Here is a 13734-nt window from a genome sequence, read left to right as displayed (position 1 = left end):
TTGTTATCGCATTCTTTGTTGGTTACAGCACGGCGATAATGGATTTGGCCAGATAATCCACGTTATCTTCGCTGATCCCGGCGATGCTGATCCGGCTCGAGCCCACCATGTAAATGCTGTAGTCCTTCATCAGGGTGTTGACCTGGGCCTCGTTGATGCCAAGGAAGGAGAACATGCCTTTTTGACGGGCGATAAAAGAGAAGTCGCGGCTGGCACCCAGTGCGTGCAGTTTGTCGACCAGCATGGCGCGGTTGCCATTGATGCGATCGCGCATCACTTTGAGCTCATCCAGCCACTGGGCCTTAAGCTCGCTTGAGCCCAGAATGGTTTCCACAATGGCAGCGCCGTGGGCCGGTGGCATTGAGTAGATGCAGCGCACAACGTACAGCAGCACCGACAGCGACACGTCTGCCTGGGCACTGTCTTTACCGATAATGGAGCAGGCACCGATGCGCTCGCGGTATAGACCAAAGTTCTTCGAGCAGGAAGAGGCGAGCACCATGTTATCGACAGCCGCTGCCATGGCGCGCACGCCGTAGGCATCTTCATCCACGCCATCACCAAAGCCCTGATAGGCCATGTCGATAAAGGGCAGGAAGCCTTTGTCTTTGGCAACCTCGACCACAGCATCCCACTGCGCTGTGCTCAAATCCTGGCCGGATGGGTTATGGCAGCAGGCGTGCAGCAGCACGACATCTTCTGCGCCAACCTGCTTAAGCGCGGCAAGCATTTCATCAAACTTGAGGCACTTATTGTCATAATCGTAGTAAGGGTAGGTTTTTACCGTTAAACCCGCGGCCTGGAACAGCCCGGTGTGGTTGGCCCAGGTTGGGTCGCTCACCCAAATGGTGGCGCCGGGTTTGCATTTGGCGATGAATTCAGCGGCTACGCGCAGGGCGCCAGTACCGCCCGGGGTAGACACGGTGCGAATGCGGCGTGTCTGAACCACGGGATGATCTGCGCCGAAGGCAAGCTCATTCATCAACTCGTTAAAAGGTGCTGAGCCGGTCGGGCCAATATAGACCTTGGTGGTTTCAGAATCGGTACGCAGTTTCTCGGCGGTTTTAACGCAGTCAAGAATAGGCGTGTTGCCGACGGGATCCTTATACACACCCACGCCCAGGTCGACTTTCTGTGGGTGGCTGTCTTCACGGTATTTGGTTAAAAGACCCAGAATAGGATCGGCAGGCAACGCCGAAAGATGCTCAAACATAATTCCTTCTACCTTGTAATCGTTGTTGGTAAAGCCGCAGGGATAAGGTGTAACTGCTTGCACGGGAGCGTTGTAGCCTGGTTGATGCCAAGCCGGATGCCTGTGCCAAGCATGACCCGAATGCCTTAGCATAGCCTGAAAGGGTTGCCGGGAAAAAGAGCCCTGAGCGCAAATCCCGCCGTGATTGAAAAGGCCATTGCCCGATTGGCAACAAATCTTGCAATCCTGAGCGACTTTTGGAGCAGTTTTTTGCAGATTTTGTGTTGATTGAACAAAAATCAGCATCAATCCGCCATTTTTTACTGAAAAACGGTTGAATCGCGGCTGGGGATCAGTAATTTAATTACCACGAAGACTCAAAAGGGATCGTTTTTCCTCAAACGTAACGCGAGGCTTACAGCGTTGTAGCGCAGCCTTGCCAACTTCGGCCAATCTGGCCTTCACTCGCTTTTAATGAGAAGTACGAGAAATGGACCAATTACGTCTTGAGCCCGTATCCCGGGTCAACGGGGAGGTTAACATCCCCGGCTCCAAAAGTATCTCCAACCGCGCCTTGCTGCTGGCAACCCTGGCAAGCGGTGAAACTACCCTGGTAAACCTGCTGGATTCTGATGATATCCGCCATATGCTGAGTGCCCTTGAAAGCCTCGGCGTAAGCTTCACCCTGTCAGATGACAAGACCCTGTGCACCCTTAAGGGCCTTGGCGGCCCTATCCATGCCGATAAAGCCTTTGAGCTGTTTTTAGGTAATGCCGGCACGGCGATGCGACCTTTGTGCGCTGCGCTGACTCTGGGAACCGGCGAATTTACCCTGACCGGTGAGCCACGAATGGAAGAGCGCCCCATTGGCGATCTGGTGGATGCGCTGCGTCAGCTTGGCGCCGATATCCGTTACCTAAAAAACGATGGCTTTCCACCGCTTACCATCAATGCCACCGGGCTTGCCGGCGGTGTGGTGGAAATTGATGGCAGCCTCTCCAGCCAGTTTTTGACCGCGCTTTTAATGGTGGCGCCACTTGCGAAGGACTCAGTGACCATCGCGGTAAAAGGCGAGCTGGTTTCCAAGCCCTATATCGATATCACCCTGGATTTGATGGCTAAATTCGGGGTTAACGTCAGCAACGACAACTATCAGCGCTTTGAAATTGCCGCCGGACAGCGCTATGTGTCACCCGGTAAGGTGCTGGTAGAGGGCGACGCGTCATCTGCTTCTTACTTTCTTGCAGCCGGTGCCATTAGTGGCGGTGAAGTCAAGGTCACAGGCGTTGGCCGTTTGGCGGTGCAGGGCGATGTGAAGTTTGCCGATGCCCTTGCCGCCATGGGCGCCGACATCGAATGGGGTGACGATTATATTATCGCTCGCGGCAGTAAGCTTCACGGCATCGATATGGACATGAACCACATTCCCGATGCAGCCATGACCATAGCCACAGCGGCGCTGTTTGCCGAGGGACCAACCCGGATGAGCAACATCTACAACTGGCGCATCAAGGAAACCGACCGTCTGGCCGCTATGGCGACTGAGCTTCGAAAGGTCGGCGCTGTTGTGGAAGAGGGGCACGATTACATCCATATCACGCCACCGGCCAAGCCTGTCCATGCCGAAATCGATACCTATAACGATCACCGCATGGCCATGTGTTTTTCACTGCTGGCATTCGCCGATTGCGGTGTGACCATTAACGACCCCGGCTGTACCTCAAAAACATTTCCGGATTATTTCAATCGCTTCGCTAACTTAGCTGAATAAGTCTGAATGCCGTAAAAATGGGCTGTCATCTGACAGCCCATTCTTTTGCCGAAAATTTACACGGATCTTTAGCGGTCCTTGATGTATAATGCCGCCCGCTCATTTTCGGTGAACCCAAAGCATTCATGGAAGATGAAATGTCTATTGCGGAGGAATTTATGTCTGAAAGGGCTCCTGTAGTTACAATTGATGGCCCAAGCGGCGCAGGCAAGGGCACCATTGCCCAGTTGCTGGCGAAGCACTACGAATGGCAACTGCTGGACAGCGGTGCCATCTATCGCGTGCTGGCGCTCGCGGCGCTGCACCATAATGTTGAGCTCGATAACGAAGAAGCCATTACCCTGTTAGCGGCCCACCTGGACGTGCAGTTTCTGACCGGTAATGACAAAGACGCCATTAAAGTCGTGCTTGAAGGCGAAGATGTTACCACTGCCATCCGTACCCAGGAGTGCTCCAATGCCGCCTCCAAGGTTGCGGCTTTCCCACGGGTGCGTGAAGCACTCCTTCGTCGTCAGCGTGCCTTTTGCAAGGCACCGGGTTTGATTGCTGACGGCCGCGATATGGGCACTGTGGTTTTCCCATCGGCACCGGCAAAACTGTATCTGACTGCTTCTGCAGAGGAAAGGGCGCAAAGGCGCTATAATCAGTTGCAGGACAAGGGCTTCGATGTTAAAATCGACCGCCTTTTAGCCGAGATCCAGGAACGCGATGACCGGGACATGAACCGTCCTGTAGCACCTTTGGTACCGGCTGACGATGCTCTGGTGATTGACACCACTGGCATTGGCATTGAAGAGGTATTCGCCCGCTGCGTGGCGCATATCGACGAGAAATTATCCGCTTCTGGCTTCTGAGCCGGGGGCGTATAGGAATCCGCAACAGGGACGATGCGGATATGACGACTGACTCCAACGGCCAGGAAGGTCGCTGGTTTATTACTTAAAGTAACTTAACATGACTGAATCTTTTGCTGATCTGTTTGAACAATCCCTTCAACAACTGGAATTCCGTCCAGGTTCTATCGTTCGTGGTACTGTAGTTGCCATCGAAAACGGCCTGGTACTGGTTGACGCCGGTCTGAAGTCTGAGAGCCCAATCCCTGCTGAGCAGTTCAAGAATGCCCAAGGCGTTCTGGAAATCGCCGTTGGCGACGAAGTAGACGTAGCTCTGGACTCTGTAGAAGACGGTTTCGGTGAGACTCAACTGTCTCGCGAAAAGGCCAAGCGCCATGAAGCCTGGATCGTTCTGGAAAAAGCTTACGAAGATGCTGAGACCGTTATCGGTGTCATCAATGGCAAGGTTAAAGGCGGCTTCACCGTTGAACTGAACGGTATCCGTGCGTTCCTGCCAGGCTCTCTGGTTGACGTTCGCCCTGTGCGCGACACTGCTCACCTGGAAAACAAAGAGCTGGAATTCAAAGTTATCAAGCTGGACCAGAAGCGCAACAACGTTGTTGTTTCTCGTCGTGCAGTTATCGAGTCTGAGAGCAGCGCTGAGCGCGACGCTCTGCTGGAGAACCTGCAAGAAGGTCAAGCCGTTAAAGGTATCGTTAAGAACCTCACTGACTACGGTGCATTCGTTGACCTGGGCGGCGTAGACGGCCTGCTGCACATCACTGACATGGCTTGGAAGCGCGTTAAGCATCCTTCTGAGATCGTGAACGTTGGTGATGAAATCAATGTGAAAGTTCTGAAGTACGATCGTGAGCGTACTCGCGTTTCTCTGGGTCTGAAGCAACTGGGTGAAGATCCATGGCTGGAAATCAGCAAGCGCTATCCAGAAAACACTCGTCTGACCGGTCGCGTAACCAACCTGACTGACTACGGCTGCTTCGTTGAAATCGAAGAAGGCGTTGAAGGTCTGGTACACGTGTCTGAAATGGACTGGACCAACAAGAACATCCACCCATCCAAGGTTGTTAACCTGGGTGACGAAGTTGAAGTTCTGGTTCTGGACATCGACGAAGAGCGTCGTCGTATTTCTCTGGGTCTCAAGCAGTGCAAGACCAACCCATGGGAAGACTTCGCTAACCGTTACAACAAGGGCGACAAGGTTTCCGGTAAGATCAAGTCTATCACTGACTTCGGTATCTTCATCGGTCTGGACGGCGGTATCGACGGTCTGGTTCACCTGTCTGACATTTCTTGGAACGCTGCTGGCGAAGAAGCCGTTAGCGAGTACAAGAAAGGCGACGAAATCGAAGCCGTTGTTCTGTCTGTTGACCCAGAGCGCGAGCGCATCAGCCTGGGCGTTAAACAGACTGAAGACGATCCATTCAACGCTTACCTGGCCGACAAGAAGAAAGGTGCTATCGTTAACGGTACCGTTACTGCTGTTGATGCCAAAGGTGTTACCGTTGAACTGGCCGACAGCGTTGAAGGTTACATCCGTGTATCCGACATCAGCCGTGACCGTGTAGAAGACGCTTCTACCGTATTCGCAGTTGGTGATGCGGTTGAAGCCAAGTTCATGGGCGTGGATCGTAAGAACCGCACCGTGAGCCTGTCTATCCGTGCGAAAGACGAAGCTGACGAAAAAGAAGTTATGGCAAACTTGAACAAGTCTGACGACGCTGTTATTAGTAATGCTATGGCCGAAGCGTTTAAGGCCGCTCGTAAGTAATTGCCAAATATGAGGGAGTTGGACACTCCGCTCCCTCATCGCGGCTGTGTTTGGCTTGATAATAGGGGTAGCTAGGATGACTAAATCCGAACTGATCGAAAAACTCGCCACAAGGCAGTCGCAACTGTCGGCGAAAGAAGTAGAGAGTGCGGTCAAGGAAATGTTGGAACAGATGGCCACCACGCTGGAAACCGGTGAGCGTATCGAGATCCGCGGCTTTGGCAGTTTCTCACTTCACTATCGTGCGCCACGTGTTGGCCGCAATCCAAAGACTGGTACTTCAGTTGAGTTGGAAGGCAAGTACGTTCCGCACTTTAAGCCCGGCAAAGAGCTGCGCGAGCGCGTTGACGCAGTCAACGTCGCCTGATAAACGTTGATTAAAAAAGCCTCCGCAAGGGGGCTTTTTTGTTTATCCCGCATCAATGCACTGGTCAGGCCGCCGAAATTCTTGGATAATCAGCCCATTGACATGGGTAAAGGAGTGAGACGTGAAGGGATTTTTTATAGCCTTGGTCATCGCTTTGTTGTTTGTCCTGGCACTGCTGCTCGGCTCACGCAACGAGCAACTGGTCACCATTAACTATTTTGTCGCACAGGGTGATTTCCGCCTGCCGGTGGTACTTGCCAGTGTATTCTTCGCCGGATTCCTGCTGTGCTGGTGTTTTGCCATCTATCACATCGGTAAACTCAAGTACGCGCTGTCCCGCGCCAACCGAAAACTGCAAAAGCTACAGGCCACCGCCGACAGCGGTGACCAGGTGTCGGCCGAGGCGGGTGAAGTGAAGTCCTGATATGCTGGAAATCCTGTTTCTGCTGCTGCCCATTGCCGCCGGATACGGTTGGTACATGGGTCGTCGCAGTTTACGCCAGAACCAGCACCATCAACGTAAAAAGTTGAGCCGTGATTATTTCACCGGACTGAACTACCTGCTTTCCAACGAATCTGACAAGGCGGTTGATCTCTTCATCAGCATGTTGGACGTTGACGATGAAACCATCGACACCCACATGTCTCTCGGTGCGCTGTTTCGAAAGCGCGGCGAAGTTGACCGTTCTATCCGCATTCATCAAAACCTGATTGCCCGGCCAAGCCTGACCACAGAGCAGCGTGATGCTGCCATGATGGAACTGGGCAAGGATTATATGGCCGCCGGTTTTTATGATAGGGCGGAAGAGATTTTCCTCGCACTCATCAAGGAAGAAGACCACAGCGAAGAAGCCGAAAACCAGCTCATCGCTATTTATCAGATCATCAAAGAGTGGCAGAAGGCCATCGACATCACCAAGCGGCTCGATAAAAAGCGCCAGCAGGTGTTAAAACCCACCATTGCCCATTTTTATTGCCAGCTCGCCGATGAAACCAATGAAGCTGACGAGCGGCAAAAGCTGCTGACTCAGGCGCTTAAACAGGACCCTAACTGTGGCCGCGCCTTGCTGACCCAGGCAAAACTGTTTTTGGATGCCGGCAAATTGCAGGATGCCGCCGATGCCATCGCCAAACTGGCTAAGGCCGATGTGCTGCTGTTTGCCGACGGTATCAAGCTTGCCCGCGAACTCTATGCCAGGCTCGACAATAGCGAAGGCTATCGCGAATTGCTGGCTCAGGCTTTGGCCGATGGCGGCGGAGCGTCCGTGGTGGTGGCCCTTGCCGAAGAAATGGTCAGCCGCGGTCAAATCAAAATGGCCGAAAAAATGCTGCTCGATAACCTTTATCGCCAGCCCACCATGAAGGGCTTTTCTGAGCTGATGAAGCTGCATTTGCGCCAGGCTGAAGAAGGGCAGGCAAAAGAGAGCCTTTCTTTGCTTGAACAATTGGTAGAACAACAAATAAAATTCCGTCCCGCCTATCGTTGTAAGTCCTGTGGCTTTCCGTCACACGCACTTTACTGGCATTGCCCCTCCTGTAAGTCCTGGGGCAGCATTGCCAGAGTGAAAGGGCTGGACGGCGAATAACTTTAATCCCACTGCATCGGAGATCCCATGAGAGACAAGCCCATTCTGGTTGCCCTTGATTTTGACAACAAACATTCGGCGTTGCAGTTGGTAGATAAACTCGATCCGGCCATGTGCCGACTCAAGGTCGGCAAAGAAATGTTCACCCTGTTTGGCCCTGAGCTGGTTAAAGACATTCAGAACCGCGGCTTTGATTTGTTCCTGGACCTTAAGTTTCACGACATTCCCAACACCGTGGCCAAAGCCGTTGCCGCAGCAGCTGAGCTGGGGGTGTGGATGGTAAACGTGCACGCTTCAGGCGGTTTTGCCATGATGGAAGCCGCGCGCAAAGCCTTGCTGCCATACGGTGACAATGCGCCGCTGCTGATTGCCGTCACGGTTCTCACTTCCATGAGCGATGATGACCTTAAGCTTCTGGGAATTGATGTTGGCGCCGCCGAGCATGTGAAGCGTCTTGCCAAACTCACCCGCGATGCTGGCCTCGATGGTGTGGTGTGCTCCGCTCAGGAAGCCACTATGCTTAAAGACCTTTGTGGTCAGGATTTTAAACTCATCACCCCGGGTATTCGCCCTGAGGGCAGTGAGGTTGGCGATCAGCACCGAGTGATGACCCCAGCGCGGGCGCTGCTGGCAGGCTCCGATTACCTGGTGATTGGTCGCCCCATTACCAAGGCGGCCGATCCGCTCAAGGCTCTGACTGACATTCATCAATCTATTCGCGGGATCTAATCCACCCGCAAGATAGCAGGCACCAGCGCTGACAAGGAGATAAGATGTTCGACTTTCACGGGAAAAACATTTTGGTGGTTGGCGGTACCAGCGGCATTAACTTAGGTATTGCCCGCGCCTTTGCCTGCGCCGGCGGCAGGGTCGCGGTTGCCAGTCGCAGCCAGGATAAAATTGACGCCGCGCTTAAACTGCTTGGCGAAGATAATCCTAATGTGACCCCGCTTGGTGCCAGTTTTGATGTACGCGACAATGAAGCTGTGCTTGCCGGCATTGCCGGTTTGCATCAGGGGCTTGGCAGCATAGATGTTCTTGTCAGCGGCGCAGCCGGTAACTTCCCAGCGCCTGCTGCTGGCATGAGTGCCAATGGCTTTAAGTCGGTGATGGATATAGATTTACTCGGCAGCTTTCAGGTGCTAAAAGCCTGCTATCCGCTGTTGTCGCGCCCCGGTGTAGTGCTGCAGATTTCGGCCCCCCAGGCCTATGTGCCTATGCCGATGCAGGCCCATGTGTGCGCCGCCAAGGCCGGCGTCGACATGTTGACCCGCACCCTGGCGATGGAGTGGTCACCCGAAGGCATTCGTATTAACTCCATTGTACCCGGCCCAATCGAGGGCACTGAAGGCTTCGACCGTTTGGCACCTGCGGATGCACTTAAAGCGCGGGTGGCGCAAAGCGTCCCTCTTGGTCGCAATGGCCAGGTTTCGGATATCGCCAACTGTGCTTTGTTTTTGGCATCAGACTTTGCCAGCTATATCAATGGCGTGGTGCTGCCGGTGGATGGTGGCTGGTCCCTTGGTGGCGCCAGCATGGCGATGACAGAGCTTGGGCAACTGATCGCAAATCAGGGCGGCCGTTAAACAGAATTTACAGTGACAAATTTGGAAAACACCCATGGCAAACGCATTACAAGAGCAGCTGCTTAAGGCTGGGCTGACCAGCAAACAAAAAATTAAAGATGTGAAGACCAAAAAGCGCCGCGACCGCAAGAGCAATGTCGATGACGGCTCTGCGGCGCTTAAGCAAAGTATTGCCGAGCAAAAGGCGTCCCAGGCTGCCCAGGATAAAGCGCTTAATGAAAAGCGCTTTAAAGAAGCCGAAGCCAAGGGCCAGGTGCGCAGCCTGATCACTGAGCTTAAGCGCCTTGCCATCGGCCTGCCTGAGCGCGCCGATGTGAAGTTCAACTACACCATTGGCAGCAAAATTCACAGCGTGTACATCAATGACAAAATCCAGGGACAGTTGCTTGGCGGCCATCTGGGGATTGTTCGTCACGAAGACACCAGCTATTTGGTGCCACACAAGCTGGCTGAGCGGGTTAATCTGCTGGTACCTGAATGGTGCGGCTATCTGTGGCAGGCGAATGACAGCACCGCACAGGTGCTGGAGGAAGAGGATCCCTATGCCGACTATGTGATCCCTGACGATCTGATGTGGTGATCGCATCCACAAAACGAGCCCCGGTTAACAGACCGGGGCTTTTTTATGGCTATGCTTAGCGAATGGATTGAGTTTCCTTTGTTTATTCGCTAAATTGAAACAACTGTTTAAATCCACTGTTTGAGAATAGCCATGAATCCCTACCAAGCGCCCCTCAGTGAAATGCGTTTCTTGTTGGAACACCTGTTTGATGCCGACGCGACCTGGCAATCTTTGCCAAGCCTGGAAGGCATGGTCGATTTGGACACAGCCCTTGCCATCCTCGACGAAGCCGCCAAGCTAAATCGCGAACTGGTGCATCCCATTAACCGACCAGGTGACGAGGAAGGCGTGGCCTTTGATTCCGGCAAGGTAACAACGCCGGCGGGCTACAAAGCAGCCTACGATGCCTTTGTTGAAGGCGGCTGGATTGGCCTTTGTGGCGACCCGCAGTATGGCGGCATGGGCATGCCCAAGATGCTCGGTGTTCTGGTGGATGAAATGGGCTACAGCGCCTGTAATGCGCTTAACCTTTATGGTTCACTGACCGCAGGCGCTGCGCTCGCCATCAACGCCCACGGCACTGAAGAGCTCAAGGCCACCTATTTGCCAAAGCTTTACAGCGGCGAGTGGGCAGGGGCCATGGACATGACTGAGCCACAGGCTGGCTCCGACCTTCGCCATATCCGCACCCGCGCCGAGTCGCAGGAAGACGGCAGTTTCCTTATCAGTGGCAGTAAAATCTTTATTACCGGTGGCGATCAGGATCTTACCGAAAACGTCGTGCATCTGGTGCTGGCGAAAATTGCCGGCTCAAACAGCCTGTCACTGTTTTTGGTGCCCAAGTATGCCGTGACTGAAAGTGGCGAGGTGGGCGAAGCCAACGGCGTTACCGTAGGCAGTATTGAGCACAAGATGGGCCTTAAAGGCTCTGCCACCTGTGTGATGAATTTCGACAGCGCCCGTGGCTGGCTGATTGGCCGTGAAAACAAGGGGCTTGCCTGTATGTTCACCATGATGAACTACGAGCGCCTTGCCATTGGTATTCAGGGGCTTGGCAGTGCGCAGGCTGCGGTGCAAATGGCGTCCGACTACGCCAAAGAGCGGATGCAGGGCAACGCGCCTGGCAGCAGCAACAGTTCTGATCCCATTTTGGTTCATGGCGATGTACGCCGGATGCTGCTTACCACCCGTACCCTAACGGATGCTGGCCGCGCCCTTGCCGTACACACGGGCAAGCAACTCGATTTGGCCAAGTTCGCCGATGATGAGGCCGTGAAAGCCAAAGCTGCGCGCTATGTGGGCCTGCTGACGCCGGTCGCCAAAGCCTTTTTGACTGACCGAGGTCTGGATATCACCATCATGGCGCAGCAAGTGTTTGGCGGCCATGGCTATATTCGTGAGACCGGGATAGAGCAACTGGTACGTGACACCCGTATTGCGCAGATTTATGAAGGCACCAACGGCATTCAGGCGATTGACTTCCTCGGCCGCAAAGTGGCCGGTGATAATCTCGCAACCGTAAAAGAGTTTATCGCCGAGCAGTTGGCATTGATTGAAGCTGACACCAGCGAGCAGGCCGCAGCGCTTCGCCGTGGTTTTGCTGACTTTATCGAGGTTGCTGAATGGATTAACGAGCACAAGCTTGCCAAACCAACTCTGATTAACAGCCTGGCCGTTGAAATGCTCGATGCCTTCGGTTACTTATTGTACGGCTTCTACCATCTGTGGATGACGAAAGTTGCTACTGAGGTTGGCAGCGAGCTTGCCAAGCCCAAAGCCGCATATTGCGACTTTTACTTTGCCAAGGTTATGCCACGTTATCAGGCGCTGCTGGCCTCAGCGCGAAGCGGCGATGATGCAGTGATGGACATCAATGACGATTGGCTCTGATATCTGATAACGAAAAGCCGCCCTTGGGCGGCTTTATTGTTGTTGGGATTAACGGCTAAGCGTTTATATGAAAAAGGCCGCTATATCTCAGCACTATATCTCAGCGCTATATCCTCCAATATCAGCACGAAAACTTTTTATTTCAACGTGATAGCAGGGCTTTGAGAAACACGGCGCTGAAGCCCGGTTCCCGTGTTTTGCCTTCCGCTTTTTCCACCAGACCGTTTTCAATCACCACAAAAGCTATCTCACTGTCCTTGCTTGTGGCAAAGCCCGCCAGATTGGCAACGCCCTGCATTGAGCCGGTTTTGGCAAATACCTTGTCTTTCAAAGGCGGCGCGCCAAAACCCCGTCGGTAGGCCAGGGTGCCATCTTTGCCCGCAATGGGCAGGGCTTCAATCAGGCTGTTAAGCTCAGGCCTGTCGTGGATAAGCTCGAGGGTGTTAAACAGGGTCTGGGCACTCAGCAGGTTGTAGCGGGACAGTCCCGAGCCGTCCAGCAGTCGACTGTGGTCAAGTTCAAGCCCAAGCTCGGCAAGGCTTGCCTCCATCGCCTGGCTGGAGCCAATAAAGTCGGCGCCGTTAGTTTCAAGCTTGCCCAAGGTCTTGAAAAAGGCGTCTGCTATCAGATTGTCTGACTCTTTCAGCATCTTGGTAACAAGCGCGGGCAGCGGCAAGGAGCTGTGTTCACTCAGAAGATGGGCACCGCTTGCCACCTCATTGGCAAAACTGACACGCCCTATGCTGATCCCGAATTTGTCTATGGCGGCAGTGACTTTACTGCGGGCCCAGGCATTGGGCTCGCTGACCGCGATGGACAGCGGCAACCTGTTCAGCGAATGCCAGCAGCCATAAAGCCGGTACTGATTTTCGCCCGTAACTTCAAGCTCTGGACGGCAGGCATCGGGGGATGCACCAATATCGAGGGTTAGGGCGTTATCTATGCTGACCGCGCCGGATTTGGGCAAGCGCACCTGGCTGGACTTGCCATCCTTTGCCGGTACCAGGTATGCCCGGATGCAGTTTTCATCGATGACAAATTCAGACACGGGCGCGGCGTAGCAAACCCCCAGGTCGTCCCATACCCAGCCGCGGGCCTTGGTGCTCGCTTCTTTGGCGCCAACCAGCGTCAGCGAGCCAATGCTGGCAATGCCAAGGCCTTTGAGCGGCGCCAATAATTCATTCAGCTGCGCCTGGGTCAGGCTTGGGTCGCCACTGAACTCAAGGTAAAGGGAATCCACCTTGCCTTTGCTGTTTGCCGTGCCCTTGTTGTTTGCCGTGCCCTTGTTGTTTGCCTTGCCATCAGTGGCTGGCGACTTGCTGGCGGGCGACATCCCCTTGGCATAAAGTCGGGTTTTGAATTGAAACTCATTGCCCAGCCGATGGCTGGCGGCGGTGGCCAGCAGCAATTTCTGAACACTTGCAGGTAACATGGCCCGGCGGGCATTGTCACTCACCAGCAGTTGGTTGTGGGTCAGATCCCAGGCAATCACCCCCAGCGTTGAGTGTTTTGGTTTAATAGCCAGATACCAGTCCGGCAAGACATCCTCATTTGGCAGCGGCCGGAACTGATTGCTTTGGGTGGATGTAAGCTCGGCGTTTGGGGCTGCTGTTACTGCCGCTGCCGTTAGAGCCTTAGCTACAGCCACTGGCACGACGAGGGCGCTGCAACCTCCTATGGCAAAGGCGGCTAGGAGTTTCGGTTTTAGCTTGAATTTGATTTTGCAAAAAGAGGTTGCCAATTGCCACGTCAGGCTGGCGTTTGAGGTGAACAGTTCCATATTCACGGGTAATCCTTATTTGTGTCACCTGGCCTTGGTGGTGTTTCGGCAATTGACGATAAGATGCCTTTCGCTCCGTTCGGCATTGTCTGTAAGAACGGCGAGGACAATCCTGCTGCAGTACTAGTGCAGACAATCCCAAATCGGCATAAAAACGAGCTTATCTGTCATCTGGTTCGCCGGGATTGTCTTTTTCCATCAGCCGATAGAGCTTTAAGGTAACAAACAGCACCAGCGCAATAAAGAGTGGCAGCACCAGGATCCCCAAGGTGCCTTTAAAATGAAACAGCGCCGCTGCGGCCAGTAATGCCACAACCAGTGTCACTAAAATACCTTTGTTTGAACCCATGTGCTGTGTCTCGGTTGGTGTCAGGCATA

13 protein-coding genes are annotated in these 13734 nt (G+C 53.7%); 10 read left to right on the top strand and 3 right to left on the bottom strand.

Annotated elements, in window-relative coordinates:
• Nucleotides 1-22: 22 nt before the first annotated feature.
• Complete coding sequence (locus MJ923_RS09215) at nucleotides 23-1213, bottom strand: amino acid aminotransferase (RefSeq protein ID WP_240590812.1); 1191 nt, start codon at nucleotides 1211-1213, stop codon at nucleotides 23-25.
• A gap of 469 nt (nucleotides 1214-1682) precedes the next feature.
• Between MJ923_RS09215 and aroA the strand changes: the two genes are divergently transcribed.
• From aroA to MJ923_RS09165, 10 genes are all read left to right on the top strand, one after another.
• Nucleotides 1683-2963, top strand: coding sequence for a 3-phosphoshikimate 1-carboxyvinyltransferase (aroA, locus tag MJ923_RS09210; RefSeq protein ID WP_240590811.1), 1281 nt, complete (start codon nucleotides 1683-1685; stop codon nucleotides 2961-2963).
• A 158-nt stretch (nucleotides 2964-3121) separates the two neighbouring features.
• Nucleotides 3122-3817 carry a (d)CMP kinase gene (cmk, locus tag MJ923_RS09205; protein WP_126166894.1) on the top strand — a complete coding sequence of 232 codons (696 nt, stop codon included), beginning with the start codon at nucleotides 3122-3124 and terminating at the stop codon, nucleotides 3815-3817.
• A gap of 100 nt (nucleotides 3818-3917) precedes the next feature.
• Nucleotides 3918-5585 carry a 30S ribosomal protein S1 gene (gene rpsA, locus MJ923_RS09200; RefSeq protein WP_240590810.1) on the top strand — a complete coding sequence of 556 codons (1668 nt, stop codon included), beginning with the start codon at nucleotides 3918-3920 and terminating at the stop codon, nucleotides 5583-5585.
• 76 nt (nucleotides 5586-5661) lie between these two features.
• Nucleotides 5662-5952: an integration host factor subunit beta gene (gene ihfB, locus MJ923_RS09195; protein ID WP_240590809.1), complete on the top strand. Its 291-nt coding sequence runs from the start codon at nucleotides 5662-5664 to the stop codon at nucleotides 5950-5952.
• Between the two features lie 121 nt (nucleotides 5953-6073).
• Nucleotides 6074-6376: a LapA family protein gene (locus MJ923_RS09190; RefSeq protein ID WP_240590808.1), complete on the top strand. Its 303-nt coding sequence runs from the start codon at nucleotides 6074-6076 to the stop codon at nucleotides 6374-6376.
• A gap of 1 nt (nucleotide 6377) precedes the next feature.
• Nucleotides 6378-7538, top strand: a complete 1161-nt coding sequence (gene lapB / locus MJ923_RS09185; RefSeq protein ID WP_240590807.1) for a lipopolysaccharide assembly protein LapB — start codon at nucleotides 6378-6380, stop codon at nucleotides 7536-7538.
• 27 nt (nucleotides 7539-7565) lie between these two features.
• Nucleotides 7566-8267: an orotidine-5'-phosphate decarboxylase gene (pyrF, locus tag MJ923_RS09180; RefSeq protein ID WP_240590806.1), complete on the top strand. Its 702-nt coding sequence runs from the start codon at nucleotides 7566-7568 to the stop codon at nucleotides 8265-8267.
• Between the two features lie 44 nt (nucleotides 8268-8311).
• On the top strand, nucleotides 8312-9124 hold the full coding sequence (locus MJ923_RS09175) for an SDR family oxidoreductase (RefSeq protein ID WP_240590805.1): 813 nt from the start codon (nucleotides 8312-8314) through the stop codon (nucleotides 9122-9124).
• A 34-nt stretch (nucleotides 9125-9158) separates the two neighbouring features.
• Nucleotides 9159-9704, top strand: a complete 546-nt coding sequence (locus tag MJ923_RS09170) for a DUF2058 domain-containing protein (protein ID WP_240590804.1) — start codon at nucleotides 9159-9161, stop codon at nucleotides 9702-9704.
• A gap of 132 nt (nucleotides 9705-9836) precedes the next feature.
• A complete protein-coding gene (locus tag MJ923_RS09165; protein WP_240590803.1) occupies nucleotides 9837-11576 on the top strand; it encodes an acyl-CoA dehydrogenase in 1740 nt (579 codons plus the stop codon).
• A gap of 142 nt (nucleotides 11577-11718) precedes the next feature.
• Here the strand turns inward: MJ923_RS09165 and dacB are convergent, their stop codons facing one another.
• Entirely contained in the window at nucleotides 11719-13356 is a 1638-nt protein-coding gene (gene dacB / locus MJ923_RS09160) for a D-alanyl-D-alanine carboxypeptidase/D-alanyl-D-alanine endopeptidase (RefSeq protein ID WP_240590891.1), read from the bottom strand.
• Nucleotides 13357-13516: 160 nt separating this feature from the next.
• On the bottom strand, nucleotides 13517-13705 hold the full coding sequence (locus MJ923_RS09155; protein ID WP_240590802.1) for a hypothetical protein: 189 nt from the start codon (nucleotides 13703-13705) through the stop codon (nucleotides 13517-13519).
• Nucleotides 13706-13734: the final 29 nt, after the last annotated feature.

Origin of the sequence: Shewanella zhuhaiensis (genome assembly GCF_022484835.1) — a bacterium.
Taxonomy (GTDB): Bacteria; Pseudomonadota; Gammaproteobacteria; order Enterobacterales; family Shewanellaceae; genus Shewanella; species Shewanella khirikhana.
The sequence above is the reverse complement of the archived record's forward strand: the minus strand, read 5'-3'. Positions and strand labels throughout refer to the sequence as shown.

Coding starts and splice junctions, on each gene's coding strand:
- pyrF (WP_240590806.1), top strand. CDS start 7,566: ATGAGAGACAAGCCCATTCTGGTTGCCCTTGATTTTGACAACAAACAT.
- ihfB (WP_240590809.1), top strand. CDS start 5,662: ATGACTAAATCCGAACTGATCGAAAAACTCGCCACAAGGCAGTCGCAA.
- MJ923_RS09155 (WP_240590802.1), bottom strand. CDS start 13,705: ATGGGTTCAAACAAAGGTATTTTAGTGACACTGGTTGTGGCATTACTG.
- rpsA (WP_240590810.1), top strand. CDS start 3,918: ATGACTGAATCTTTTGCTGATCTGTTTGAACAATCCCTTCAACAACTG.
- aroA (WP_240590811.1), top strand. CDS start 1,683: ATGGACCAATTACGTCTTGAGCCCGTATCCCGGGTCAACGGGGAGGTT.
- cmk (WP_126166894.1), top strand. CDS start 3,122: ATGTCTGAAAGGGCTCCTGTAGTTACAATTGATGGCCCAAGCGGCGCA.
- MJ923_RS09175 (WP_240590805.1), top strand. CDS start 8,312: ATGTTCGACTTTCACGGGAAAAACATTTTGGTGGTTGGCGGTACCAGC.
- dacB (WP_240590891.1), bottom strand. CDS start 13,356: ATGGAACTGTTCACCTCAAACGCCAGCCTGACGTGGCAATTGGCAACC.
- MJ923_RS09165 (WP_240590803.1), top strand. CDS start 9,837: ATGAATCCCTACCAAGCGCCCCTCAGTGAAATGCGTTTCTTGTTGGAA.
- lapB (WP_240590807.1), top strand. CDS start 6,378: ATGCTGGAAATCCTGTTTCTGCTGCTGCCCATTGCCGCCGGATACGGT.
- MJ923_RS09170 (WP_240590804.1), top strand. CDS start 9,159: ATGGCAAACGCATTACAAGAGCAGCTGCTTAAGGCTGGGCTGACCAGC.
- MJ923_RS09215 (WP_240590812.1), bottom strand. CDS start 1,213: ATGTTTGAGCATCTTTCGGCGTTGCCTGCCGATCCTATTCTGGGTCTT.